At 54.1% G+C, this 26884-nt stretch carries 23 protein-coding genes; 9 read left to right on the top strand and 14 right to left on the bottom strand.

Features of this window, described 5'->3' with window-relative positions; genetic code table 11:
- Positions 1-400: 400 nt before the first annotated feature.
- The 4 genes from gltB to codA all read left to right on the top strand — a co-directional run bounded on the left by gltB (position 401) and on the right by codA (position 8997).
- Entirely contained in the window at positions 401-4861 is a 4461-nt protein-coding gene (gene gltB, locus ACOT1A_RS12060; RefSeq protein ID WP_022649542.1) for a glutamate synthase large subunit, read from the top strand.
- Positions 4862-4870: 9 nt separating this feature from the next.
- Positions 4871-6289: a glutamate synthase subunit GltD gene (gene gltD, locus ACOT1A_RS12055; protein WP_045622114.1), complete on the top strand. Its 1419-nt coding sequence runs from the start codon at positions 4871-4873 to the stop codon at positions 6287-6289.
- A 187-nt stretch (positions 6290-6476) separates the two neighbouring features.
- Positions 6477-7727 carry a cytosine permease gene (gene codB / locus ACOT1A_RS12050; RefSeq protein WP_046620941.1) on the top strand — a complete coding sequence of 417 codons (1251 nt, stop codon included), beginning with the start codon at positions 6477-6479 and terminating at the stop codon, positions 7725-7727.
- Positions 7717-8997, top strand: a complete 1281-nt coding sequence (gene codA / locus ACOT1A_RS12045; protein WP_063146516.1) for a cytosine/isoguanine deaminase — start codon at positions 7717-7719, stop codon at positions 8995-8997. Before codB ends, codA begins: the two co-directional genes overlap by 11 nt.
- Positions 8998-9146: 149 nt before the next feature.
- Here the strand turns inward: codA and ACOT1A_RS12040 are convergent, their stop codons facing one another.
- The 11 genes from ACOT1A_RS12040 to zapE all read right to left on the bottom strand — a co-directional run bounded on the left by ACOT1A_RS12040 (position 9147) and on the right by zapE (position 19225).
- Positions 9147-9851 carry a DUF1120 domain-containing protein gene (locus tag ACOT1A_RS12040; RefSeq protein ID WP_022649546.1) on the bottom strand — a complete coding sequence of 235 codons (705 nt, stop codon included), beginning with the start codon at positions 9849-9851 and terminating at the stop codon, positions 9147-9149.
- On the bottom strand, positions 9848-10378 hold the full coding sequence (locus tag ACOT1A_RS12035) for a hypothetical protein (RefSeq protein ID WP_022649547.1): 531 nt from the start codon (positions 10376-10378) through the stop codon (positions 9848-9850). Before ACOT1A_RS12035 ends, ACOT1A_RS12040 begins: the two co-directional genes overlap by 4 nt.
- A complete protein-coding gene (locus ACOT1A_RS12030) occupies positions 10375-12762 on the bottom strand; it encodes a fimbrial biogenesis usher protein (RefSeq protein ID WP_271075431.1) in 2388 nt (795 codons plus the stop codon). Before ACOT1A_RS12030 ends, ACOT1A_RS12035 begins: the two co-directional genes overlap by 4 nt.
- A gap of 24 nt (positions 12763-12786) precedes the next feature.
- Positions 12787-13458, bottom strand: coding sequence for a fimbria/pilus chaperone family protein (locus ACOT1A_RS12025; protein ID WP_022649549.1), 672 nt, complete (start codon positions 13456-13458; stop codon positions 12787-12789).
- A gap of 147 nt (positions 13459-13605) precedes the next feature.
- The gene (locus tag ACOT1A_RS12020; protein WP_022649550.1) at positions 13606-14352 is read right to left on the bottom strand and encodes a DUF1120 domain-containing protein; all 747 of its coding nucleotides are present in this window, start codon (positions 14350-14352) and stop codon (positions 13606-13608) included.
- A gap of 49 nt (positions 14353-14401) precedes the next feature.
- The gene (locus ACOT1A_RS12015) at positions 14402-15142 is read right to left on the bottom strand and encodes a DUF1120 domain-containing protein (protein WP_022649551.1); all 741 of its coding nucleotides are present in this window, start codon (positions 15140-15142) and stop codon (positions 14402-14404) included.
- 269 nt (positions 15143-15411) lie between these two features.
- A complete protein-coding gene (gene sspB / locus ACOT1A_RS12010) occupies positions 15412-15909 on the bottom strand; it encodes a ClpXP protease specificity-enhancing factor (RefSeq protein WP_032622090.1) in 498 nt (165 codons plus the stop codon).
- A gap of 5 nt (positions 15910-15914) precedes the next feature.
- Positions 15915-16553, bottom strand: a complete 639-nt coding sequence (sspA, locus tag ACOT1A_RS12005; protein WP_003860438.1) for a stringent starvation protein SspA — start codon at positions 16551-16553, stop codon at positions 15915-15917.
- Positions 16554-16860: 307 nt separating this feature from the next.
- Complete coding sequence (rpsI, locus tag ACOT1A_RS12000) at positions 16861-17253, bottom strand: 30S ribosomal protein S9 (RefSeq protein ID WP_003860436.1); 393 nt, start codon at positions 17251-17253, stop codon at positions 16861-16863.
- Positions 17254-17268: 15 nt separating this feature from the next.
- Complete coding sequence (rplM, locus tag ACOT1A_RS11995; RefSeq protein WP_003860434.1) at positions 17269-17697, bottom strand: 50S ribosomal protein L13; 429 nt, start codon at positions 17695-17697, stop codon at positions 17269-17271.
- Positions 17698-18100: 403 nt separating this feature from the next.
- On the bottom strand, positions 18101-19225 hold the full coding sequence (gene zapE / locus ACOT1A_RS11990; protein WP_276170383.1) for a cell division protein ZapE: 1125 nt from the start codon (positions 19223-19225) through the stop codon (positions 18101-18103).
- Positions 19226-19414: 189 nt separating this feature from the next.
- Here zapE and zapG point away from each other — a divergent pair, with 189 nt between their 5' ends.
- The 3 genes from zapG to degS all read left to right on the top strand — a co-directional run bounded on the left by zapG (position 19415) and on the right by degS (position 22511).
- Positions 19415-19813, top strand: coding sequence for a Z-ring associated protein ZapG (gene zapG, locus ACOT1A_RS11985; RefSeq protein WP_022649554.1), 399 nt, complete (start codon positions 19415-19417; stop codon positions 19811-19813).
- 170 nt (positions 19814-19983) lie between these two features.
- Complete coding sequence (degQ, locus tag ACOT1A_RS11980; RefSeq protein ID WP_022649555.1) at positions 19984-21351, top strand: serine endoprotease DegQ; 1368 nt, start codon at positions 19984-19986, stop codon at positions 21349-21351.
- 92 nt (positions 21352-21443) lie between these two features.
- Positions 21444-22511 (top strand): outer membrane-stress sensor serine endopeptidase DegS, encoded by a 1068-nt coding sequence (gene degS, locus ACOT1A_RS11975; RefSeq protein WP_003860430.1) that lies wholly within the window; start codon positions 21444-21446, stop codon positions 22509-22511.
- A 51-nt stretch (positions 22512-22562) separates the two neighbouring features.
- Here degS and mdh read toward each other — a convergent pair whose 3' ends face one another.
- On the bottom strand, positions 22563-23501 hold the full coding sequence (gene mdh / locus ACOT1A_RS11970; protein ID WP_023298737.1) for a malate dehydrogenase: 939 nt from the start codon (positions 23499-23501) through the stop codon (positions 22563-22565).
- A 397-nt stretch (positions 23502-23898) separates the two neighbouring features.
- On the opposite strand from mdh, the gene argR reads away from it, so the two are divergent.
- Together argR and yhcN are read left to right on the top strand one after the other, a co-directional pair.
- Positions 23899-24369 carry a transcriptional regulator ArgR gene (gene argR, locus ACOT1A_RS11965; protein ID WP_003860428.1) on the top strand — a complete coding sequence of 157 codons (471 nt, stop codon included), beginning with the start codon at positions 23899-23901 and terminating at the stop codon, positions 24367-24369.
- A 378-nt stretch (positions 24370-24747) separates the two neighbouring features.
- A complete protein-coding gene (gene yhcN / locus ACOT1A_RS11960; protein WP_006812160.1) occupies positions 24748-25011 on the top strand; it encodes a peroxide/acid stress response protein YhcN in 264 nt (87 codons plus the stop codon).
- 59 nt (positions 25012-25070) lie between these two features.
- On the opposite strand, the gene ACOT1A_RS11955 is transcribed toward yhcN, so the two are convergent.
- Complete coding sequence (locus ACOT1A_RS11955) at positions 25071-25343, bottom strand: barstar family protein (protein ID WP_022649557.1); 273 nt, start codon at positions 25341-25343, stop codon at positions 25071-25073.
- Positions 25344-25388: 45 nt separating this feature from the next.
- Entirely contained in the window at positions 25389-26843 is a 1455-nt protein-coding gene (locus ACOT1A_RS11950) for an NAD-dependent succinate-semialdehyde dehydrogenase (RefSeq protein WP_017382714.1), read from the bottom strand.
- Positions 26844-26884: the final 41 nt, after the last annotated feature.

Below are 26884 nucleotides of genomic sequence, written 5' to 3'. Positions count from 1 at the left end.
GCTTTCATATAGTGAGTCAGATCACACTCCCCTGCACCTTCCCGGCGCTTTAAGTGGTTGTAAAAATAGTGAAATAATCAATAAAAACAACAATATGAGCACTCTTTAGCACATTTTTGTATAAATAAGATTGCCATTTGACCTGTGTACCAATTCCCGATAAGTTGGGAATCCGCTGGAAGCTTTCTGGATGAGCGGCCTGCTCATCATATTTATGCAGTAATTGAGATTCCCTCTGAAGCAAGTCCTCAAACTTGTTTACCTGCGCGAAAGGATGAAAAAGAGGGCGAATGCGAGGTCCGCGTATGAAACGCTAACCCCGTCGCCATGCTCTTTCTGCGCCTGTGCGCCACGGTAAAGTTCAGTGGGAAGCCCGACGAGCCTGGGGAGGTTCACTGATATGTTGTACGATAAATCCCTTGAGAAGGATAACTGTGGTTTCGGCCTGATCGCCCACATAGAAGGCGAACCTAGCCACAAGGTAGTGCGTACTGCTATTCACGCACTGGCCCGTATGCAGCACCGTGGCGCCATCCTTGCCGATGGTAAAACCGGCGACGGTTGCGGTCTGCTGCTGCAAAAACCGGATCGTTTCTTCCGCATCGTGGCGGAAGAGCGCGGCTGGCGTTTAGCTAAAAACTACGCTGTCGGTATGCTGTTCCTGAATCAGGATCCTGAAAAAGCTGCCGCGTCACGCCGCATCGTTGAAGAAGAACTTCAGCGTGAAACCCTATCGATTGTCGGCTGGCGCGATGTGCCAACCAACGAAGGGGTGCTCGGTGAAATCGCCCTCTCCTCGCTGCCTCGTATTGAACAGATTTTCGTCAACGCGCCTGCGGGCTGGCGTCCGCGTGATATGGAACGCCGTCTGTTTATTGCCCGCCGCCGCATTGAAAAACGTCTTCAGGACGATAAAGAGTTCTACGTCTGTAGCCTCTCTAACCTGGTGAACATCTATAAAGGTCTGTGCATGCCGGCTGACCTGCCGCGCTTCTACCTGGACCTGGCGGATCTGCGTCTGGAATCGGCCATTTGCCTGTTCCACCAGCGCTTCTCCACCAACACCGTTCCACGCTGGCCGCTGGCTCAGCCGTTCCGCTACCTGGCGCACAACGGTGAGATCAACACCATCACCGGTAACCGCCAGTGGGCCCGCGCCCGTACCTATAAGTTCCAGACCCCGCTGATCCCGGACCTGCACGATGCCGCGCCGTTCGTGAACGAAACCGGCTCGGACTCCAGCTCAATGGATAACATGCTGGAACTGCTGCTGGCGGGCGGTATGGATATCGTACGCGCCATGCGTCTGCTTGTACCGCCGGCCTGGCAGAACAACCCGGATATGGACCCTGAGCTGCGCGCGTTCTTTGACTTTAACTCCATGCACATGGAGCCGTGGGATGGCCCGGCAGGCATCGTTATGTCCGACGGACGTTTTGCCGCCTGTAACCTGGACCGTAACGGTCTGCGTCCGGCGCGCTATGTCATTACCAAAGACAAGCTCATCACCTGTGCCTCTGAAGTGGGTATCTGGGATTACCAGCCAGACGAAGTGGTCGAGAAAGGCCGCGTCGGACCGGGTGAGCTGATGGTGATCGACACCCGCGGTGGGCGTATTCTGCACTCTGCTGAAACCGACAACGATCTGAAGAGCCGCCATCCGTACAAAGAGTGGATGGAGAAAAACGTGCGTCGTCTGGTGCCGTTTGAAGATCTGTCGGACGAAGAAGTGGGTAGCCGCGAGCTGGACGATGACACCCTCGCGAGCTTCCAGAAGCAGTTTAACTACAGCGCGGAAGAGCTGGACTCGGTTATTCGCGTGCTCGGCGAAAACGGCCAGGAAGCGGTCGGCTCAATGGGTGACGATACCCCGTTTGCTGTGCTCTCCAGCCAGCCACGCATTATTTACGACTATTTCCGTCAGCAGTTTGCGCAAGTCACCAACCCGCCAATCGATCCGCTGCGCGAAGCCCACGTCATGTCGCTGGCCACCAGCATCGGCCGTGAGATGAACGTATTCTGTGAAGCCGAAGGCCAGGCGCACCGTCTGACCTTTAAATCACCGATCCTGCTGTACTCCGATTTCAAACAGCTCACCACCATGACCGAGGAGCACTATCGCGCCGACACGCTCGATATCACCTTCGACGTGACCGAAACGAGCCTCGAAGAGACGGTGAACGCGCTGTGCGACAAAGCCGAGCAGATGGTGCGTAACGGCACCGTTCTGCTGGTGCTGTCTGACCGCAACATCGCGAAAAACCGTCTGCCGGTACCTGCACCCATGGCGGTGGGGGCTATCCAGACGCGTCTGGTGGACAAGAGCCTGCGCTGCGATGCCAACATCATCGTTGAAACTGCGAGCGCGCGCGACCCGCACCACTTTGCGGTGCTGTTAGGCTTTGGCGCCACGGCGATCTACCCGTATCTGGCCTACGAAACACTGGCCCGCCTGGTGGATACCCGCGCGATCGACAAAGACTACCGTGCTGTGATGCTGAACTACCGTAACGGCATCAACAAAGGTCTGTACAAGATCATGTCCAAAATGGGCATCTCGACCATCGCCTCATACCGCTGCTCGAAGCTGTTTGAAGCGGTCGGTCTGCATGACGACGTTGCCAACCTCTGCTTCCAGGGCGTGATCAGCCGTATTGGTGGCGCAGGCTTTGCTGACTTCCAGCAGGATCTGGTGAACCTGTCGAAACGCGCCTGGCTGGCACGTAAGCCGCTGGAACAGGGCGGTCTGCTGAAATACGTTCACGGGGGTGAGTATCACGCTTATAACCCGGACGTGGTGCGCACACTCCAACAGGCGGTGCAAAGCGGCGAGTACAGCGATTATCAGCAGTATGCTGAGCTGGTGAACAACCGTCCGGCGGCGACGCTGCGCGATCTCATTGCCCTCAATCCGGGTGAGGAAGCGGTCAGCATTGACGAGGTTGAACCCGCATCTGAGCTGTTCAAACGTTTCGATACCGCGGCGATGTCCATCGGCGCGCTGAGCCCGGAAGCCCACGAAGCGCTGGCGGAAGCCATGAACAGCATCGGCGGCAACTCCAACTCCGGCGAAGGCGGTGAAGATCCTGCCCGTTACGGCACCAATAAAGTGTCCCGTATCAAGCAGGTAGCGTCCGGCCGTTTCGGCGTAACGCCTGCGTACCTGGTTAACGCCGACGTGATCCAGATTAAGGTCGCGCAGGGGGCAAAACCGGGTGAAGGCGGTCAGCTGCCGGGTGATAAAGTCACCCCGTACATCGCTAAGCTTCGCTACTCGGTGCCGGGCGTGACGCTGATCTCCCCGCCGCCACACCACGATATTTACTCTATCGAGGATCTGGCGCAGCTGATTTTCGACCTGAAACAGGTCAACCCGAAAGCGATGATCTCCGTGAAGCTGGTTTCCGAGCCGGGCGTTGGCACCATCGCCACCGGCGTGGCGAAAGCCTATGCGGATCTGATCACCATCGCCGGCTACGACGGCGGCACCGGCGCAAGCCCGCTCTCCTCCGTAAAATACGCGGGTTGTCCGTGGGAGCTTGGTCTGGTGGAAACCCAGCAGGCGCTGGTCGCCAACGGCCTGCGTCACAAGATCCGTTTGCAGGTAGACGGCGGGCTGAAAACCGGCCTCGACATCATCAAAGCGGCGATTCTGGGTGCGGAAAGCTTCGGCTTCGGTACCGGCCCGATGGTTGCGCTCGGCTGTAAATACCTGCGTATTTGCCACCTGAACAACTGCGCAACGGGCGTTGCTACCCAGGACGAAAAGCTGCGTAAGAATCACTATCACGGCCTCCCGTTCAAAGTGACTAACTACTTTGACTTCATCGCCCGTGAAACCCGCGAGCTGATGGCGCAGCTGGGCGTGAAGCGTCTGGTGGATCTGATTGGCCGTACCGACCTGCTGAAAGAGCTTGAGGGCTTCACGGCCAAGCAGCAGAAGCTGGAGCTGTCTAAGCTGCTGGAAACCGCTCAGCCGCATCCTGGCAAAGCGGTTTACTGCACCGAGAACAACCCGCCGTTCGACAACGGCGTGCTGAACGCGCAGCTGCTGCAACAGGCGAAGCCGTACGTGGATGAGAAGCAGAGCAAAACGTTCTGGTTTGATATCCGCAACACCGATCGTTCCGTGGGTGCATCCCTCTCCGGTTACATCGCGCAAACGCACGGTGACCAGGGCCTGGCGTCGGATCCGATTACCGCGCACTTCAGCGGTACCGCGGGTCAGAGCTTCGGTGTGTGGAACGCGGGCGGCGTTGAGTTATACCTGACCGGTGATGCCAACGACTACGTCGGAAAAGGCATGGCGGGCGGTCTGCTGGCGGTGCGACCTCCGGTTGGTTCAGCCTTCCGCAGCCATGAAGCAAGCATCATCGGCAATACCTGTCTGTACGGTGCAACCGGCGGTCGTCTGTTTGCCGCGGGCCGTGCGGGCGAGCGTTTTGCGGTGCGTAACTCCGGTGCCATCACCGTGGTGGAAGGCATCGGCGATAACGGCTGTGAATACATGACGGGCGGAATTGTGTGCGTCCTGGGTAAAACCGGCGTGAACTTTGGCGCGGGCATGACGGGCGGTTTTGCCTACGTCCTGGATGAAGACGGTGAGTTCCGCAAACGCGTGAACCCGGAACTGGTGGAAGTGCTGGACGTTGATACGCTGGCCATCCACGAAGAACACCTGCGCGGCTTAATTACCGAACACGTGCAGCATACCGGTTCTTCGCGCGGCGAAGAGATCCTGGCGAACTGGCCGGCGTTCTCTGCGAAATTTGCGCTGGTTAAGCCGAAGTCCAGCGATGTTAAAGCCCTGTTGGGTCACCGTAGTCGTAGCGCAGCAGAGCTGCGCGTGCAGGCGCAGTAAGGAATTCAGATGAGCCAGAACGTTTACCAGTTTATCGACCTTCAGCGTGTTGATCCGCCAAAGAAACCGCTGAAGATCCGTAAAATTGAATTTGTTGAAATCTACGAGCCGTTTTCAGAAGGCCAGGCCAAAGCACAGGCAGACCGCTGCCTGTCCTGCGGTAACCCTTACTGCGAATGGAAGTGTCCGGTCCATAACTACATCCCGAACTGGCTGAAGCTGGCCAACGAAGGGCGTATTTTTGAAGCCGCCGAGCTGTCTCATCAGACCAACACCCTGCCGGAAGTGTGCGGCCGCGTGTGCCCTCAGGATCGTCTGTGTGAAGGCTCCTGTACGCTGAACGACGAGTTTGGCGCGGTGACCATCGGCAACATCGAACGTTATATCAACGATAAAGCGTTCGAAATGGGCTGGCGTCCGGATATGACCGGCGTGCGTCAAACCGACAAGCGCGTGGCGATTATTGGCGCGGGCCCGGCAGGCCTTGCCTGTGCGGACGTGCTGACCCGTAACGGCGTGAAAGCGGTGGTCTTTGATCGCCACCCGGAGATTGGCGGCCTGCTGACCTTCGGTATCCCGGCCTTCAAGCTGGAGAAAGAGGTGATGACCCGCCGCCGCGAAATCTTCACCGGCATGGGCATTGAGTTCAAACTGAACGTGGAAGTGGGCCGTGACGTGCAGCTCGACGACCTGCTGAAGGATTACGACGCCGTGTTCCTGGGCGTGGGTACTTATCAGTCCATGCGCGGTGGCCTGGAGAACGAAGATGCGCCGGGCGTGTACGACGCGCTGCCGTTCCTGATTGCCAACACCAAGCAGATCATGGGCTACGGTGAGACCGCCGATGAGCCGTTCGTCAGCATGGAAGGCAAACGCGTGGTGGTGCTGGGCGGCGGTGATACCGCGATGGACTGCGTGCGTACCTCCATTCGTCAGAACGCGGCGCACGTCATCTGCGCCTACCGTCGTGACGAAGAGAACATGCCGGGCTCTAAGCGCGAAGTGAAAAACGCGCGTGAAGAGGGCGTGGAGTTCCAGTTCAACATCCAGCCTCTGGGTATTGAGGTGAATGCCAACGGTAGAGTGAGCGGCGTGAAGATGGCGCGCACGGAGATGGGCGCGCCGGATGCGAAAGGCCGTCGTCGCGCGGAGATCGTGGCCGGTTCTGAACACGTGATCCCGGCTGACGCCGTGGTGATGGCGTTTGGTTTCCGTCCTCACAGCATGGAGTGGCTGGCGAAGCACAGCGTAGAGCTGGACTCTCAGGGCCGCATAATTGCGCCGGAAGGCAGCGACAACGCGTTCCAGACCAGCAACCCGAAAATCTTCGCCGGTGGCGACATCGTTCGCGGCTCTGACCTGGTGGTGACGGCGATTGCCGAAGGCCGTAAAGCGGCTGACGGGATCATGAACTTCCTGGAAGTGTAAGCCCCTCTGACTCCCCGGCAGAAGCATAAAGCGGAACGCTGGGGAGCCTGTTTTCAGTAGCCTGCCCTTAAGTTAATGATACCTTTTTAAGCAAAAAAGCAGCGTAAATCCTGACGTAAACGTTTGCTTTCATGAAAAAACTGTATATTATGCGGCGGATTTTTTGGCCAAAATTCAAGGAGGCGTTGTGTCGCAAGATAACAATTATAGCCAGGGCCCCGTCCCTCTGGCGGCGCGGAAAGGCGTGATTCCACTCACTTTTGTGATGTTAGGGTTAACCTTTTTTTCCGCCAGTATGTGGACCGGAGGTACGCTCGGTACCGGTCTTTCCTATAATGATTTCTTCCTCGCAGTTCTCTTCGGCAATCTCCTCCTCGGTATTTACACTGCTTTTCTTGGCTACATTGGCGCAAAAACCGGCCTCTCAACCCATCTTCTTGCGCGTTACTCGTTCGGTATAAAAGGTTCCTGGCTTCCCTCCATGCTTTTAGGCGGTACGCAGGTAGGATGGTTTGGCGTCGGCGTAGCGATGTTTGCCATCCCGGTGAGTAAAGCCACGGGCATCGACGTCAATATCCTGATCGCGGTATCCGGTCTGTTGATGACCATGACCATCTTCTTTGGTATCTCAGCGCTGACGATTCTGTCGATCATCGCCGTTCCCGCGATAGTTATCCTCGGCAGCTACTCCGTCTGGCTGGCGGTGCACGGCGTGGGCGGGCTGGATCATTTAAAAGCGATGGTGCCACAGACCCCGCTCAGTTTTTCAGGCGCGCTGGCGCTGGTCGTCGGCTCCTTCATCAGCGCCGGAACGCTGACCGCCGACTTCGTCCGCTTTGGGCGTAACGCGAAAGGCGCCGTGGTGGTGGCAATGGTGGCGTTTTTCCTTGGCAACTCGCTGATGTTTATCTTCGGTGCGGCAGGCGCCGCGGCAGTTGGACAGGCGGATATCTCGGACGTGATGATCGCTCAGGGGCTACTGCTGCCCGCCATTATCGTTCTCGGCCTGAACATCTGGACAACCAACGACAACGCGCTCTATGCGTCGGGTCTGGGCTTTGCCAACGTGACCGGCCTTTCCAGCCGCACGCTGTCGGTGGTTAACGGTATTATCGGCACGCTCTGCGCGCTGTGGCTGTACAATAACTTTGTCGGCTGGCTCACCTTTCTGTCGGCGGCGATCCCTCCCGTCGGTGGGGTGATTATCGCCGACTATCTGATCAACCGCCGCCGCTACGCCAGCTTCCATAGCGCTACCTTTGTGCCGGTCAACTGGGTAGCCATTCTTTCGGTCGCGCTCGGCGTGGCTGCCGGGAATATTATTCCCGGTATAGTGCCGGTGAATGCGGTCCTCGGTGGCGTATTCAGCTACCTTCTGTTAACCCCCTTAGTCAGACGTACCTTTGCTACCGCCCCGGAGGCTCCCCATGCAGAATAATACCCTCACCATTCGTCAGGCCCGTTTACAGGGGCAAGAGGGGTTATGGCAGATCGCAATTGAAAACGGGCGCTTTAGCCGTATTGAACCGCAGGACGCGGCATCGTCACCTGCGGGCCAGGTGCTTGATGCTGAAGGCGGGCTGGTCATTCCCCCTTTCGTTGAGCCGCATATCCATCTGGATACCACTCAAACGGCTGGTGAACCGAGCTGGAACCAGTCTGGTACCTTATTCGAGGGGATTGAGCGCTGGGCTGAACGTAAGGCGCTGCTCACCCACGAAGATGTTAAGACCCGCGCAATGCAGACGCTGAAGTGGCAGATGGCCAACGGCATTCAGCATGTGCGTACTCACGTTGACGTCTCCGATCCCACGCTGACGGCGCTGAAAGCGATGCTGGAAGTGAAGCAGGAGGTCGCCCCGTGGGTCGATCTGCAAATCGTGGCGTTCCCCCAGGAGGGCATTCTTTCTTATCCCAACGGTGAAGCGTTGCTGGAAGAGGCGGTGCGTATGGGGGCGGACGTTATTGGCGCAATTCCGCACTTTGAATTTACCCGCGAGTATGGTGTGGAGTCGTTGCACAAAACCTTCGCACTGGCGCAGAAGTACGACAGGCTGATCGACGTACACTGCGACGAAATCGATGATGAACAGTCGCGCTTCGTGGAAACCGTCGCCGCGCTGGCGCACCGTGACGGGATGGGCGCGCGCGTTACCGCCAGCCATACCACAGCGATGCACTCCTATAATGGCGCCTACGCGTCCCGCCTGTTTCGTTTGCTGAAAATGTCGGGCATCAACTTCGTCGCCAATCCGCTGGTGAACATCCACCTTCAGGGCCGTTTCGACACCTATCCTAAGCGCCGCGGCGTAACGCGCGTGAAAGAGATGCTGGAGGCGGGGATCAACGTCTGCTTTGGGCATGACGACGTTTTCGATCCGTGGTATCCCCTGGGCACCGCCAATATGTTGCAGGTGCTGCATATGGGTTTACACGTCTGCCAGCTGATGGGGTACGGGCAGATTAACGACGGGCTGAATCTGATCACCACCCACAGCGCGAAAACGCTCAACCTGCAGGACTACGGCGTGAAGGTGGGTAATTCTGCGAACCTGGTTGTTTTACCGGCCGAAAATGGCTTTGATGCGGTTCGTCGCCAGACGCCTGCGCGTTATTCTGTTCGTCACGGGCGGGTTATCGCCGAGACGGTACCCAGCCAGACAACGCTGCATCTGACGCAGCCGGAAGCGGTGACCTTTAAACGGTAATTATCGCTTCAGGAAATCTCATCCGGAGACGTATCAGCCTGTTTACGCTTTATCAGGTCTACAAACCGCAGCCTCTTTGCAGACCTGGTAAGCGCGGCGCCAGCGGTGAACTGGCGCGTCTATTTTCGATATTCTTTTGCAGAAAGAGATTATAAATAGACCAGCGTAATCACCGCCTCGCCGTCCAGCTTGATCTCTTGCCCGCTGCCAAGCCCGTTGGCGACAGCGGCGCTCACCTGTAGCGGAACAACCGCCGATGAGATCGGCTGCGGAATATCCGTGCCTTTTTGCACAAACGTATAGAAAAAGTCCTGCTGGGTCGGCAAGGGCAATAGCGTCGTGCGCGTCCATGGACCATTTTTGGTCGCGGCCCCGGCGATCTCCACCTGAACAGCGGCACTTTCGTCGGCTGCCGTCACGCCTGCCGCGTTAATTTGCACCCCATAACTGCCAATCGGCTTCTGCTCGCTGGTCAATCCTAAACCAAACAGGCGGGTCGTATCACGCACATAGGCACCGTTATTTATCTGGAATTTTACCCCTTCTTGCCCGGATTTATCTTTGCCAACGACCACGGAACTGGCGCGGGTATCACGCGCGGTAATCGCAACTCCCGTAGAAGATTCACACGTCACCGATAGTGTAAGATCGCGAGTACCAAGCTGTGTGAATGCGCTGGAGGAGAGCGACCCCGCATAGCGCGTGCCGAAATCTGCCACACCGCCATTGCTCAACGCCGGTGTACAGGCGGCAGCGTCAACGGTGACATCCACATCAATATTGACCGTATCAGTTGCCCATACCGCTGACGCGGCAGACATTCCGCAGAGTAATAGCGCTATACGCTTTTTCATTGTACATCCATCCTTACGCGTAAATTTCCGCGCCACACTTCTCTGTCCGTAATATGGTTACTTTTGAAGCGCGGTTTGATGGTAAGCGTGACAGACGCCGTTTTTCCCCGCAGCTCCTGACCGTTGATAAACGCAATCCCTTCGTTAAGCGCTGGCGCGATCTCTCTCACGCCGCCATTGGTAACCCACGGGTCGCCGGCATGGATAGCCGCCAGATTGACTGTACGATCGTCCACCGTTGCCTGCGCGGCAGTAACGCGCATGACGCCGTTATCACCAAAACCAAATTCATGCCCTTTCGGTACGTTACTGCCCAGAAAGAGACGAATACGCGACGGTTCATCGCATATCACGTTCAGGACAATCTGTTTCTCCGGCATCTCAATCAACCTGTTCCCTTCCGCCTGGCGCTCTGCGGCACTCATACGGCCATAGCTGAGTTTTTGCTGGCTTGATACTAACTGGCAGTCAGCCATAGCATGCAGAGAAAACGCCATTGCGCACACGGCTAAAAAAAGCGCCTTCATTTACACACCTCATTGACAGTTTCATAGAATGTATCGGTATTTGCCTCTTTCGGAAGCTTCAGACCAAATGCACAGGTGCCGTTATCCAGTTTTGCCACCACCTGTTGAGCAGGTTCAACATCGTTAAAAAAGACCACGCCGTCATCCACTGAGGTCGTAAGATAATTTCCGTGCGAATCCTCAAGGGCGATCCCTTTCGGCAGCTTTTTACCGTTTGCCAGGGTAACGTTCACCAGTGCACGTCGCTGGGTTAACGCAGTAAAATCAAGATGCCCTACCGCTCCTTTGCCAAGCGTGACGACACGGGTTCCATTCCCGATATCCATATTTTTCGGCAATGTTTCCGTATCCACTTCTACCCGCGCTGGGCGCCAGGCTCCCACTGACGGTACCACTGCCTGACCACGGAAGTCGGTCCATACCGGCCCCTGGGGCGTGTCAATCCTCACACCGGAGACGGGTTTATCCAGAGCAGCGATCGCGAACGTGTCGCGGATCGCCCATGGAGAGAACGTAACGCCTTGTCCATGAACCGCGATGCCCCCCTGTAGCGATCCTGAATAGCTGCGGCTATTCTCGTTATCCGAACTGGCGCTCAGGCCAAGCTGCGTATAGTGAAGGTTGCTGCTTATCCCACCGTTTACATTATCGCGATTCGTGGCCTGATCGTGTTCAGCTCCCAGCGACCAGGATGTGGTATCACTTACAACGCCAAGCGCAGAGGCGCCATACCGCGTTTTATGGTCATCATGACGGCTGTACAGGCTAACGCTATTGCTGGCACCAAAAGGAATACTGAGGTTGACGTAGAACAGATCGCCATCATCCTCATTCTCCTCATCTGCACTCAACTGATGTTGCCAGTTCATGGAAATCGTGGCGTACTTGAATGACTTGTTCCAACCCGCAGAGATGAAGCGGGAATCATCTGACTTATCATAACCCTGCGTTTGGTAGTAGCTGGTGCTAAGCGTGCCTAAGTAGGGCACACTCCAGGTCAGCCCGGCGGAATACTCATTTTTATTACCGCTGTCGAAATCATCATCCAGTGCTTCAAAAAGTTCGCGATAGTCTTGCGATTTATGCGTAACAGAGGCGTTAGCCCCCATGCCAAATGCGGGGTCAGAACTCCATGTTGCCGATAGCGTGTACCTCTGCCCTTTCAGTGAATCTTTCGAATCGTTGGACTGGTTCGCCTGGAGTGAAACAAGCCAGGCTGGTAGCGGCACTGTATCAAGGCTGGTGGCGACAGCCTGGTAATCTTCGCCTACGATTGAGCCTGCGTTGAAATTCACCCGTTCGCTTAGTTTCCAGCCTCCAGAAAGGCTGGCTACCCATGGCGTTTCACTATAGCTATCGCTCACTCGTCCCAGCGCGAAGTGATATCCTGAAGGCGCCCCTGCGCTCTGGTTATACAGCGCTGCGGGCACCACATAGCTGTGCTGGCTGCCATCGGTTTCCACTACCGTCACGTTCAGATCGCTAACGCCGTTACGTACCGGCACATCGGTGAGATTAAACGGCCCGACCGGTACCAGTGTGCTGTACACCAGAACATTTTGCTGACGCACTTCAATACGGGCCTGAGGCGTATTGGCGATACCGGACACGCTCACTCCGCTACCCCCCTGTTGTAAGGCGCTCTCCGGTGAAAGCTCGATACCATAGATTCCCGTACCCTGAAGAAGGGAGTTATTGATATTGACCTCGCCCGCCCTCAGGGTACTTTTCAGGGGGACAAAAGTATGCTGCAAATAGGTCGACGAGTTATTACTCTCGAATTCTCCGTCGCTCCGGCTCAGAAGTTGCTGAGTACGTAAGATCCAGTCGTCGAAATTGACCCCACCGTCCAGCATGGCCTGTGAATAGTCAGAGTGCCCGTCACCAAACTCATTGCGCGAGGAGAGAAGAGAATAATTCAACAGCGCAGCAGTGCCACCGGAAGTATAAGCTCCGATATCCGATTCGCTGTTTGCTACCCGATCCGCCGGTACAACCAGACTTAGAGATTCTTGCGCAGGCGAAGCCTCCACAATAGCGCTCGGGATATGACCGGTATAATCGTAGCAGCCGGACTCATAGTCAGAGGGAACTTTTAATCCTGCCTGCTCCATAAAAGGTTTGTCGAAACAGAGATCGCCGTTGTTGTCGAAACGAGCAATAACGTTGCCTTTATTATCACCATTCACCTTCAGGGCGACGGAAACGCTACCCGGTAAATACTTCGTCTTGCGAGAGAAATAATTTGATACGTCCGGGTTTATCCCCAGTGAACGAAGCGTTTCCTGATCAAAATTAATGGCAGCAGTCTCCATCTGCTGAGCCATTGCCTGGCCAGAACAGACCAGGCCAATGAGACAGGCGAGTAACGTTTTTTGCTGCATATCCTTTGCTGTCCTTATAGAGGCTTACTTCAAATCTGTAGTAAAGCGATCCCCTTTATAGCCGTAACGACTCGCCGGATAGAATTCAACTTTATTATCAGAGAAATTTGGTAATGTTGTTTTTATCGAGGTGTGAGGAAGGATGTAGGTCTTATCCAGCACACCCGCTTTTCCTGAGGGTAATGTTTTAAAGGATGCCGTTATACGAACAACGTAATCGCTGGGATTGTTGATAACCAGGCCATCACCCTTTTTGTTCCATGTCAAAAATTTCCATGGCTGCGTCTCCTCAGGTAGACCCGCAGGATGAATTACAACAGGAAGATCCTGGCGGATAGTCAACGCAACTTTATCTTCTCCTTTCTCCTTTGGAGGAATGCCTTCGAACGTGACGCGTTTAAGTTCTTCATACTTCATGGGTTTGCTGGTTTGCAGCAGAAAACGCATTCGCTGTGTTTCCCCGGCGTCGACACGGACTACAGGTTGAGAAACGATTAAACGAATAGATTTATCGCTATCAGGTAAATCTACAATGTTTGTATAAAGCAATGCAGGTTGCGAATCCGTATTTTTAACATTCATACTGGCTTCGCCTTTTTGTGCATCGACTAATAAAACCGATGTTTCTGGAACCATACCGGTGGCACAACACTTTGTCGCTACAGCCAACAACGCAAGATATAGAATTTTCTTCATGACTTTCCACTCACATAAATAAATAAAAATCATACCGGCATTATTTTTATTATTCTTGCGGCAGAGAAAGCTATTTTAATGCAAAAAAAGCGTGACAATGGCTTTTAAATACTCTAACCATTGCCACGTTAATTAAGCGTTAAATTATTAGAGATATACCAGACTAATGGTTGCGTTACCGTCCAGCGTAATTACGTCAGTCGTACCTAATACCGAGTTATCCTGCACTGCAGAGGTAACCAGCAACGGCACGCTAAGCTGTTTGAAGGCTTTTGGCTGCGTGGTACCGGCTGTTGCTACGGTATTCGCTTTTTGGTAGCCCGTGCAGCCATTAAGCGAGCAGAGGTAACCCAGGCCTGGCGCAACTTTCTCCCAGGAACGCTGACCTTCAGTGATGCTCCCTGTTACCAGGGTGTCAACATTCGCGCCATCCGCTGTGACCGCTTCAGTATTGATGGCAACGGTGTAAGCACCAATGCTCACGCCAGCGGTGGTTTTACCCAGACCAAAGGCACCAGCGGTGTTGCTGAAGTCTGATTTATCCGTACCGCTACCTGCGATAAACGCGGTTGAAGACAGGTTAACGCGACTGTCCAGGCGGTTATCGGTGGAGGTAAAAGCAACGCTCATGTTGCTTTCGCAACTGATATTTAGCGTGATGCTTTTCTGCCCCAATTGTACCAGCTTGTTTGTCGCACCGGTCGGTGCAATATTTTGGTTCAGTACCGTTCCATAATCTACAACGCCGCCATCAGGCAGGGTCGGCGTACATGCAGCCGGGTTAATCGTACCGACAACTTTCAGCGTAACATCGTTAGCGGCCTGGGCAGCAAAAGCGGATAAACCGAAGGCTACGGCGACGGTTGCTGCCGAGAGTACTTTTTTAAATTCCATTATTTTCATTTCCCGATTTATTTTCTACAGCATTTAGCAATAACGAATATCAAAGATAAACAAGGCTCAGCGTGGCATTACCGTCAAGCGTGATAGTATCGCCTGTACCCAATACAGTGTTGTCCTGAAGCGCAGTCGTAATGCGTAACGGCATATTCATAACTTTAAAAGCTTTTGGTGTGGTGGTTCCCGATGCAGCAGCCGTAAAGACACGTGTCTGGCCTGTGCCACTGTTAACTGGTGCAAAAGCACCCGTACTGGATTTTACCCAGGTATAATTTGATGTATCGGTACCTGTGGCTGCAATGAGATCAGCGACAACACCATCTGTTGTTGTATTAACGGGATCTGCTGCAATGACATAGGAGCCAATATTCACACCCGCACTCGTTTTACCCAAGCCATAGGCGTTTCCTGAAGCGTTAGCATTTACATTATCGAAAAACCCATTTTCAATATAAGCGGCGCTCCCCAGGCCCACACGAGTATCATGGCGGTTATCCGTAGAAGTCACCCCAACGCTGGTATCGCTGTCACAGGTAATAGTGAGAGTAATACTTTTAGCCCCCAACTGAACCAGTGTATTCGCCGTGCCAGTTGGATTGATGGTAGAAGCTGGCATTGTGCCATAATCTACCACTCCACCGTTTGGCAGTGAGGGTACGCAGGAACCAGGAACGATATTACCAATAACTTTCAACGTCACATCATTAGCAGCGTGTGCATTTGACATGGCGAGGGCTGCACAAATAGCAGCAGATGAAAATAATTTTTTAAAAGTGATATTCATAATTTGTCCTTAAAAGAAAATCCGTTTTTGTTAACGCACATATATATTTTCACAGGGTGATATCGGATACAATCAAATTAAAATAAAACATTATTGAAGATAAATTTAACTGTCCTACAGAAAATAACCCAACAAGATTAATCCCATGCCAATTAATAGACCGATATCTTTTGCAAAGACACAAGTTTTTTAGAGAGTAATTTTATGCAGAAAATAAAAAAACCTGCACAGTTGTGCAGGTTCGGAAAAAATATTGTGCTTTATGAAGTTTATTTGACGACACGGAGTGCCGGACGACCACCGCGCGGAGGCGGATCGTCATCAGGGTCATTGTCGTCGTGATGGTCGGGTTTATCGCCATCAATCACAGACATTACCGTGTCGCTTTCACGTTCATCGGATGTCCCATCATCGTTCAGGCTGGCGACCTCTTCATCATAAGCCGCTTCCGGTTCGAACATGGTACCTGCACCGTTTTCACGGGCGTAGATAGCCAGAACCGCAGCCAGCGGAACGGAAACCTGACGCGGCACGCCGCCGAAACGCGCATTAAAGCGCACTTCGTCGTTCGCCAGTTCCAGGTTACCCACTGCACGTGGCGCAATATTCAGTACAATCTGTCCGTCGCGTGCGTATTCCATTGGAACCTGCACGCCCGGCAACGTCACATCCACAACCAGGTGCGGCGTGAGCTGGTTATCCAGCAGCCATTCATAGAAGGCGCGCAGCAGATACGGACGGCGTGGTGAAAGTTGTGACATTTCCACAGTCATTAGCCTCGGCCGAGACGCATTTCGCGCTCCGGTTCAGTTAAGGATGCCAGGAAAGAGTCGCGTTCGAATACGCGAGTCATGTAGCCTTTCAGCTCTTTCGCGCCAGGACCGCTGAATTCTACGCCCAGGGTTGGCAGGCGCCACAGCAGCGGTGCCAGGTAGCAATCTACCAGGCTGAACTCATCGCTCAGGAAGAAAGGTTTTTGACCAAATACCGGCGCAATCGCCAGCAGCTCTTCACGCAGCTGTTTACGCGCAGCATCCGCTTCTGAAGAGGAACCGTTAACGATAACGTTCATCAGCGAGTACCAGTCTTTCTCGATACGCTGCATGTACAGGCGGCTTTCACCACGCGCAACAGGGTAAACAGGCATCAGCGGCGGATGCGGGAAACGCTCATCCAGGTATTCCATAATGATACGGGATTCCCACAGGGTCAGCTCGCGATCCACCAGCGTCGGTACGCTTTGGCTCGGGTTGAGATCGATCAGATCCTGAGGCGGGTTATCCTTTTCCACATGCTCGATCTCAAAACTGACACCCTTCTCGGCCAGCACGATACGAACCTGATGGCTATAAATGTCAGTAGGACCAGAAAACAGCGTCATTACCGAACGTTTGTTGGCAGCGACAGCCATGAAAACCTCCAGGTATATTCAGAATTTTTACTGCTACCAGCCCAACGGGGCCAGCCAGATGATGTATCGCCCATCCCAGAGAAAACACATTGTTCAAGAATCGAACAAAAATCGAGTATTCACCGATATTTGGGCATAAAATTGGATGATAGTTTACCAGATTTTGATGGCTTTGTGGTGAGGGGATGCCGGAAATGTGGAAAAAGAGAAGATATATGAAATGTTACTGTGGATAACCTGCGCATTATCCATAAAAAAACCCGCCGAAGCGGGTTTTTCGCCAATCGTTCTGCGTAAGCAGAATAGATTAACGTTTGGAGAACTGTGGACGACGACGTGCTTTACGCAGACCCACTTTCTTACGTTCAACCTGACGAGCGTCACGAGTAACGAAGCCAGCTTTACGCAGTTCAGAACGCAGGGATTCGTCGTACTCCATCAGCGCGCGGGTGATACCGTGACGGATCGCACCTGCCTGACCGGAGATACCACCACCTTTAACGGTGATGTACAGATCCAGTTTTTCTACCATATCAACCAGTTCCAGCGGCTGGCGAACTACCATGCGGGCAGTTTCGCGACCGAAGTATTGTTCCAGAGAACGCTGGTTAATTACGATTTTACCACTGCCCGGTTTAATGAAAACGCGAGCTGCGGAACTTTTGCGGCGACCAGTGCCGTAGTATTGATTTTCAGCCATTGCCTATAATCCCGATTAGATGTCAAGAACTTGCGGTTGCTGTGCCGCGTGGTTGTGCTCGTTGCCTGCGTAAACTTTCAGTTTACGGAACATAGCACGACCCAGCGGGCCTTTTGGCAGCATGCCTTTAACCGCGATTTCAATCACACGCTCAGGACGGCGGGCAATCATCTCTTCAAAGGTCGCTTCTTTGATACCACCGATGTGGCCGGTGTGGTGGTAGTACATTTTGTCAGTACGCTTGTTGCCGGTAACAGCAACTTTGTCAGCGTTCAGAACGATGATGTAATCACCGGTATCAACGTGCGGAGTATATTCCGCTTTATGCTTACCGCGCAGGCGACGAGCCAGTTCAGTAGCCAGACGGCCCAGAGTTTTACCGGTCGCGTCAACAACATACCAGTCGCGCTGTACGGTTTCTGGTTTAGCTGTAAAAGTTTTCATTAAAAGCTTACCCAAATAATAAGTTACACGTTGGTGAACACCCAAACGTTTAGTCAGTTGAGGTTCACACGACAAAGTCCGGCAAACCTACCCCTTCGAATAGCACATGCCGACACATAGAAAGTTTCGGGAAAAAAACCTTCTCGTAACGTGGGGTCGCAAGATTATAGAGAAGTTGAGGTCAAAGATCGACCCTTAAATGTGATTTGGGATGGGTTTTTCGGGGTTGCGTATTGTGCGGTCTGGTGCCCTCACCCCCAGCCCCTCTCCCACAGGGAGAGGGTAGCGTTTGTTAAGGCTTGGTGCCCTCACCCCCAGCCCCTCTCCCACGGGGAGAGGGTAGCGTTTGTTAAGGCCTGGTGCCCTCACCCACAGCCCCTCTCCCACGGGGAGAGGGTAGCATTTATGGCATATGCTCACGCTTAAGGTACTCTTCGCTCTGCATCTCTTGCAGGCGCGACAGGCAGCGCTGGAACTCAAACTTCAGGCGCTCGCCCTGATAGATCTCATATAAAGGCACCTCGGCACTGACTACCAGCTTGACGTGGCGCTCATAAAACTCGTCCACCAGCGCGATGAAGCGGCGCGCTTCGCTCTCCATGAGAGGGGTCATGACGGGCACATCCCATAACATAACGGTATGGAACAGTCGCGAAAGCGCAATGTAGTCATGCTGGCTGCGGGCGTCCACGCAGAGCGTTGCAAACGAGACGGCCAGCGTCTGGTTCTCTACGCCAAGCGTCGGCAACGGACGATGATTAATCTCCAGCGCTGGCGCGTTATCCCGCGGCGCCCCTGCCAGCGCCAGCCAGAGTTTATCCATCTCGCGGGCTGTGTCGGCGTTCAGCGGTGAAAGCCACAGGTGCGCCTGCGTCAGCGTGCGCAAACGATAGTCGACGCCAGCGTCGACATTCATGATGTCGCAGTGCTGCTTAATGGCATCTATGGCTGGCAGGAAACGCGCCCGCTGGAGACCGTTGCGATAAAGCTCATCCGGCGGGATATTTGAGGTCGCCACCAGGGTGATCCCACGCGCAAACAGCGCTTTCATCAGCCCCCCCAGCAGCATCGCGTCCGTAATATCGGAAACAAAGAATTCGTCGAAGCAGAGAACGTCCGTTTCCGCCTTGAAGCGGTCCGCCACGATTTCCAGCGGGTCGGTTTCGCCCTGGAGCGCCGTCAGCTCTTCATGGACCCGGAGCATAAAACGGTGAAAGTGCAGACGCTGCTTACGCGTGCCGGGCAGGCTCTGGTAGAACATGTCCATCAGCCAGGTCTTACCCCGCCCAACGCCGCCCCACATATATAAGCCACGAACCGGTGCGTTTACCGTGGGCTCTTTTTTGCCCAGTAAACGGCCGAATGCCGCCTTCAGCCCACTGCTCTGCACCGCATCGGCGGGTTTCGCCAGAAGCTCCTGGTAAATCGTGTCCAGGCGGTTTACCGCTTCACGCTGGGCATCATCCGGCTGGTGTGTGCCCTCACTCAGGGCGAGTTGGTAACGCGATGATGGGGACAGGTTTTGCATGATGTTATTGTTATTCCTTTAGTTAAACCTCATCAGCGGTCGTGGCTGATGAAAAAAAGGCCGTTCTACACTACGCGATGATACGTCAGGATTCCACTTCTGCGGAAATAGCGGTTATAGTGGCATAATCAGGCACAGGCAGGAGCCGAGCCAACACCCTACGGAACAACAAGACAACGGGAGAAGTTCATGACCTGGGAATATGCGCTAATCGGTTTAGTCGTCGGCATCATCATTGGTGCTGTGGCCATGCGTTTCGGTAACCGCAAATTGCGTCAGCAGCAGTCACTGCAATACGAACTGGAAAAGAACAAAGCCGAACTGGAAGAATACCGCGAAGAGCTGGTCAGCCACTTTGCCCGTAGCGCTGAGCTGCTGGACAACATGGCGACAGATTATCGCCAGCTCTACCAGCACATGGCGAAAAGCTCCAGCAGCCTGCTGCCGGAAATGACCGCGGAGAGCAACCCCTTCCGCAATCGTCTGGCGGACTCTGAAGCCGGTAACGATCAGGCACCGGTTCAGATGCCACGCGACTATTCAGACGGCGCGTCCGGCCTGCTGCGCGGTGGCGTAAAACGCGATTAATCGCACAACCTGAATAAATTTTACGGGCGCACCTTATGCGCCCGTCCTTTCTTCCCGTCCCCAGCTATTATTTAGTCAAACACCTCATTGTTCAGCGGTTGAAAATTCAATAACATCAAGATGTTTTTGGGGCCGTTCTTTTTCATTCCAGGATACGAGAGTCAGCATCGATGAAGAAAAAAAACCAGCTGTTGAGCGCCTTAGCGTTAAGTGTCGGGTTATCTCTCTCGGCGTCCTTCCCCGCCAGTGCGGCACTACCTTCGCAGGTGCCAGGACAAGAAGCCATTCCCAGCCTTGCGCCGATGCTTGAAAAAGTCCTGCCTGCGGTAGTCAGCGTTCAGGTGGAAGGGACGGCACGCCAAAGCCAGCGTATTCCCGAAGAGCTGAAGAAATATTTTGGCGAAGAGGCGCCGGATCAGCAGGCTCAGCCGTTTGAAGGCCTTGGTTCGGGCGTGATTATCGACGCGGCCAAAGGCTATATCCTGACCAATAACCACGTGATCAGCCAGGCTGATAAAATCAGCGTTCAGCTGAACGATGGCCGGGAGTTTGACGCCAAACTGATCGGCGGTGACGATCAGAGTGATATCGCCCTGCTACAGGTGCAAAACCCCAGCAACCTGACCCAGATCGCCATCGCCGATTCCGATAAGCTGCGCGTGGGTGATTTTGCCGTCGCGGTCGGTAATCCGTTCGGTTTAGGGCAGACCGCCACCTCCGGGATTGTCTCTGCCCTGGGGCGCAGCGGCCTGAATCTCGAAGGGCTGGAAAATTTCATCCAGACCGATGCCTCCATCAACCGGGGCAACTCCGGCGGTGCGCTGCTTAACCTGAACGGCGAACTGATCGGCATCAATACCGCTATCCTCGCACCAGGCGGCGGCAGCATCGGGATTGGTTTTGCCATTCCGAGTAACATGGCGAAAACCCTGTCTCAACAGCTGATACAGTTTGGCGAGGTTAAGCGCGGGCTGCTGGGCATTAAAGGCATGGAGATGAGCGCTGATATCGCCAAAGCCTTTAAGCTCAACGTCCAGCGCGGGGCGTTTGTCAGCGAAGTGCTGCCCAACTCAGGATCTGCGAAAGCGGGCGTGAAATCCGGTGACGTTATTGTCAGCCTGAACGATAAACCGCTGAGCAGCTTCGCTGAATTACGTTCGCGTATTGCCACCACGGAGCCTGGCGCTAAAGTGAAGCTGGGCCTGATCCGCGAGGGCAAACCGCTGACCGTGGAAGTGACACTGGACAAGAGCACCTCCTCTTCCGCCAGTGCAGAACAGATCTCCCCGGCGCTACAGGGCGCAACGCTGAGCGACGGTCAGCTTAAAGACGGCACGAAAGGCATTTCTGTCACTGCCGTTGAGAAAAGCAGTCCAGCCGCGCAGGCAGGTTTACATCAGGACGACGTGATCGTGGGCGTGAACCGCACTCGCGTGCAGTCTATTGCCGAAATGCGTAAGGTGCTGGAGAGTAAACCGGCGGTCATTGCCCTGCAAATTATCCGTGGCAACGACACCCTCTACATTTTACTGCGTTAACCATTTGCGACTCCGGGCATCGCCGCTGCGTGTGATGTCCGGATAACTCATGTTATGCTGCAAACCGTTCCTTTTTTAACGACACACGCATCATGCTTTTAAAGCTCTTTCGTTCAATTGTCATTGGTTTGATCGTTGCCGGTCTGCTGCTGGTGGCTATGCCATCTTTACGCCAGTTCAACAAACTGTCGGCTCCTCAGTTCGACAGCACGGATGAAACGCCTGCAACGTACAATCAGGCGGTACGCCGTGCCGCCCCCGCCGTGGTTAACGTCTATAACCGCGGGCTTAACAGTTCCGCTCATAACCAGCTGGAGATCCGCACGCTCGGTTCCGGTGTGATCATGGATGACCGGGGTTACATCATCACCAATAAACACGTGATCAACGATGCCGACCAGATTATCGTCGCCTTGCAGGATGGCCGCGTGTTTGAAGCCCTGCTGGTGGGGTCGGACAGCCTGACCGATCTGGCGGTGCTGAAGATCAACGCCACGGGCGGTCTGCCGACTATCCCGATTAATCGCAAACGAACGCCGCATATCGGCGATGTGGTGCTGGCGATCGGTAACCCGTATAACCTGGGCCAGACCATCACTCAGGGGATCATCAGCGCGACAGGTCGAATTGGACTGAACCCGTCAGGGCGGCAGAACTTCCTGCAAACCGATGCCTCGATCAACCACGGTAACTCCGGCGGTGCGCTGGTGAACTCTCTGGGCGAACTGATGGGCATTAACACCCTCTCCTTCGACAAAAGCAACGATGGCGAAACACCGGAAGGGATTGGCTTTGCCATTCCGTTCCAGCTGGCGACCAAGATCATGGACAAGCTGATCCGCGATGGCCGCGTGATCCGTGGCTACATCGGTATTGGCGGGCGTGAAATCGCGCCGATGCATACGCAGGGCGGTGGTATCGATCAGATCCAGGGGATTGTGGTCAACGAAGTGGCACCTGGCGGCCCGGCGGCCAATGCAGGTATCCAGGTGAACGACGTTATTCTTTCCGTCAACGGCACGCCGGCGGTCTCTGCGCTTGAAACGATGGACCAGGTGGCGGAAATTCGACCGGGCTCTATCATCCCCGTAGAAGTCATGCGTAATGACAAGAAGCTCACGATTCAGGTCACCATCCAGGAATACCCGGCCACTAACTGACGGGCATAAAAAAACGGAGCTTAGCGCTCCGTTTTTTTTACCGGGACAAGATCACTTGTTAACGAACTCTTCGCCCAGCGTGATGTCTTTCTTCAGCGTATCCAGCATGCCTTCCATCGCGTTTTGCTCAAACGCGCTCAGCGTGCCGATAGACTTACGCTCTTCAACGCCGTTTTTACCCAGCAGCAGCGGCTGAGAGAAGAAGCGCGCGTGTTCACCGTCGCCTTCTACGTAAGCGCATTCAACCACGTTTTTCTCGCCCTGCAGCGCGCGAACCAGAGACAGGCCGAAACGCGCCGCCGCCTGGCCCATAGACAGGGTTGCAGAACCGCCACCCGCCTTCGCTTCCACCACTTCGGTGCCTGCATTCTGAATACGTTTGGTCAGGTCAGCCACTTCCTGCTCGGTGAAGCTCACGCCCGGGATCTGCGACAGCAGAGGCAGGATGGTCACGCCAGAGTGTCCGCCGATAACCGGCACTTCCACTTCCGTTGGCTGCTTGCCTTTCAGCTCAGCCACGAAGGTATTGGAACGGATGATATCCAGCGTAGTTACGCCGAACAGTTTGTTCTTGTCGTAAACGCCCGCTTTCTTCAGCACTTCTGCTGCGATGGCAACGGTGGTGTTCACCGGGTTGGTGATGATACCGATGCACGCTTTCGGGCAGGTTTCAGCGATCTGCTGAACCAAGTTTTTCACGATGCCCGCGTTGACGTTGAACAGGTCTGAACGATCCATACCCGGTTTACGTGCAACACCCGCGGAGATCAGCACCACATCGGCACCCTGCAACGCAGGACGCGCATCTTCACCGGAGAAGCCTTTGATTTTCACAGCTGTCGGGATGTGGCTCAGGTCAACCGCCACACCTGGGGTTACCGGAGCAATATCGTACAGGGAGAGTTCTGAGCCTGAAGGCAGTTGGGTTTTCAGTAGTAGGGCAAGCGCCTGGCCGATACCACCAGCAGCGCCGAGGACTGCGACTTTCATCCTAAACTCCTTATTATGGTTAACTTAAGTATCTGTAACTCCGTTGCGGCGACCATAATTCAGCACGTCATTAATTACAATTTTCATCGCTAAAGAATTTGAGGTCGCACGTCTTTGACCTTCACCCGAATGCTATCAGGCTGTGGGCAACAACGAATTAAGAGGGGGTTACAATACACCCTGCCACGCCACCAAAACAACATCATTTTGATAACATTTAATTTACTTTTAAGCTTATTTGCGCGGCGTGACCCAGGCATGTTTTCTGATAACGAAATCTGATAAAATCTCTCCCTTTCATAACATTATTTCAGCCTGGTGCCAGGTAGATAATTTGCATAAAAATTCATCCACATGCATAATAATGTTGTTTCTATCGTCATATTCCGGGTGACTTATGCGAAGCTCGTCTAAGCAAGAAGAATTAGTGAAAGCGTTTAAAGCGCTACTCAAAGAAGAGAAATTCAGTTCTCAGGGAGAAATTGTTCAGGCGTTGCAGGAGCAAGGCTTCGACAACATCAACCAGTCGAAGGTCTCCCGCATGTTAACCAAGTTTGGTGCAGTGCGTACGCGCAACGCCAAAATGGAGATGGTTTATTGCCTGCCTGCTGAACTTGGCGTGCCAACGACCTCCAGCCCGCTGAAAAACCTGGTTCTGGACATTGACTATAACGATGCCGTGGTCGTGATCCACACCAGCCCGGGTGCAGCCCAACTGATTGCCCGCCTGCTGGACTCGCTGGGTAAAGCAGAGGGGATCCTCGGGACCATCGCCGGCGATGACACCATTTTTACGACCCCGGCAAATGGTTTCTCGGTGAAAGACCTCTACGAAGCGATTCTGGTCCTGTTCGAACAGGAGCTGTAATCTTCTGCCCCGTAGCGCCTGGCTGCGGGGATCATTCTGCGGCCGCCTCGTTTTACCCTGCTTTTCTCTGCCTGCTGCTTTTGCAAATAGTGCTTTTTACCGCCTGTTAACATTCATTCAGTGAATGATCTGCCGTAAAATCGCACTAAAAATCAAAGCCACCTATCCAATTGATTTACATAATAAAAAATCATAACACCTGCAGAGTAACGCCCTTTTTTATTCATTCCCGTTATAAAAAATGATGTTTTTAACACGTAATAACAGGCGAAACCATTAGTCTGGTATTAATTTTTTGCGTGATTAGTGTATACTTGATTTTGTGATGAGGGTCACAGAACAAAGACCCCAGTAAAATAATTGACGAGGTAAATAATCATGAAAATTAAAACCACTGTAGCTGCCCTGAGCGTACTGTCAGTCCTGTCATTCGGTGCGTTTGCAGCCGACACTATTAACGCCGAACAGGCACAATCCCGTCAGGCTATCGGGACCGTTTCTGTTGGTGCCATCGGTACTTCTCCGATGGACATGCACGAAATGCTGAACAAAAAAGCGGAAGAACAGGGTGCGTCATCTTATCGCATCATCGAAGCGCGCAGTGGCGACCACTGGCACGCTACCGCAGAACTGTACAAATAAACCCTCGTCGTATCTCATCATACGACTTGCCCCTGACCTCCCGGTCAGGGGCTTTTTTATCACTGGCGCACGTTGAAACGCAGTTGCCCTTCCAGCTCCTCCTCCGCTTCATCAAACAATAAAATCAATGCGCCAAAGCGTCTGCGCAGTTTTTCAGGCAGATGGGTAAATTCGATTTCCAGCGGTAACGGCAGCCTGTCGCCGGTAACCACATCCCACAGCATATCAAGATTGTTTACGCTGCCCCGCTCCAGGTCGAACGCCCGGATAAACTCGCGGTAGAAGTCTTCCTGACTATCAATTTCGTCAAAATCAAAGGTATAAATTTTCATTGCCAGCCACCCGGTACAGGCGGGCGGCAGATGCCGCCCTGTCTATTATAAGCCCCCGATATGCAGGGTTTTAACTTCCAGAAACTCCTCCAGCCCCAGCACGGACCCCTCGCGTCCCAGCCCGGACTCTTTTACGCCCCCAAACGGACCCAGCTCGGTCGAGACCGCACATTCATTAATTCCGATCATGCCGCTCTCAATGGCCTGTGAGACGCGGAACACGCGCGAGAGATTCTGGGTATAAAAGTAGGCCGCCAGCCCGTAAGGCGTATTGTTAGCGCGCATAACCACTTCGTCTTCCGACGTGAAGCGGAAGCAGGCGGCAACGGGACCAAAGGTCTCTTCTTCTGCCAGCTTCATGCCTTCATGGCAGTCACCGAGTACGGTTGGCATCCAGAAGTTGCCGCCAAGTTCGTGCGGTTTACCCCCAGCCAGCACCGTGGCCCCCTTCGCTACCGCATCTTCGACGTGCTCACGGACTTTCTCGACAGCCGAAGGCTCAATCAGCGGGCCGACAACGACACCCTCGTCCAGACCGTTACCCACCTTCAGCGCCTTCACCGCATCGGCAAGCTGATTGACAAACTTGTCATAGACCGTCTCCTGAATATAGAAACGGTTTACGCTGACGCAGACCTGCCCGGCGTTACGGAATTTATTGGCGATGGCGCCTTTGACGGCGGCCTCAATATCCGCGTCCTCGAAAACGATATACGGCGCATTGCCGCCCAGCTCCATCGATACCTTTTTCATGGTCTCAGCGGAATTGCGAACCAGCGTTTTCCCGACGGCGGTTGACCCCGTAAACGAGATTTTGCGCACGTCATGGCTGGCCATAATGGCGTCGCTAATTTCTGAGGTGCTCCCCGCGACCGCATTCAGCACACCATCCGGCACACCGGCCTGCTTCGCCAGCGTCAGCAGCGCAAAGGCGCTCAGCGGCGTGTTGTTTGCAGGCTTGATGACGCCGGTACATCCTGCTGCCAGCGCCGGGCCGAGCTTACGGGTGAGCATAGCCATCGGGAAATTCCATGGCGTGATAGCAGCAACCACCCCAACAGGTTCACGAGTGGCCAGAATACGGGAGCCGGGTTTAACCGGAGGAATGATTTCACCGTTAGCGCGCTTGGCCTGCTCCGCAAACCACTGAATAAAGCTGGCAGCGTAGTCCACCTCGCCCTCAGCTTCTTTCAGCGGCTTGCCCTGCTCGGTGGTCATCAGCCGCCCGAGCCAGCTTTTGTTCTCGATAATCAGTTCATACCAGCGATAGAGGATCGTGGAACGCTCTTTTGCCGTTTTTGCGCGCCATGCGGGAAAGGCTTTCGTCGCGGCCGCAATGGCCTCTTCGGTTTCGGCTTTCCCTGCTTTCGCCACTTTCGCAACCACCTCGCCCGTGGCCGGGTTTAGCACATCAAACGTGGTGTCGAGTGTTTTCCAGATACCGTTAACCAGATACCCGGTCTGAAAAAGAATACTGTCCTGAAGAGCCTGGGTTGTCATGTGTCCTCCCTTCCTGAATGTTTGAACCTGCAAGAATAAGT

The sequence above is a fragment of the Enterobacter cloacae complex sp. SYL003 genome, from assembly GCF_049236925.1.
Classification (GTDB): Bacteria; Pseudomonadota; Gammaproteobacteria; order Enterobacterales; family Enterobacteriaceae; genus Enterobacter; species Enterobacter intestinihominis.
Note: the sequence above shows the minus strand (reverse complement) of the source record. Positions and strands in the feature narration are given on the sequence as shown.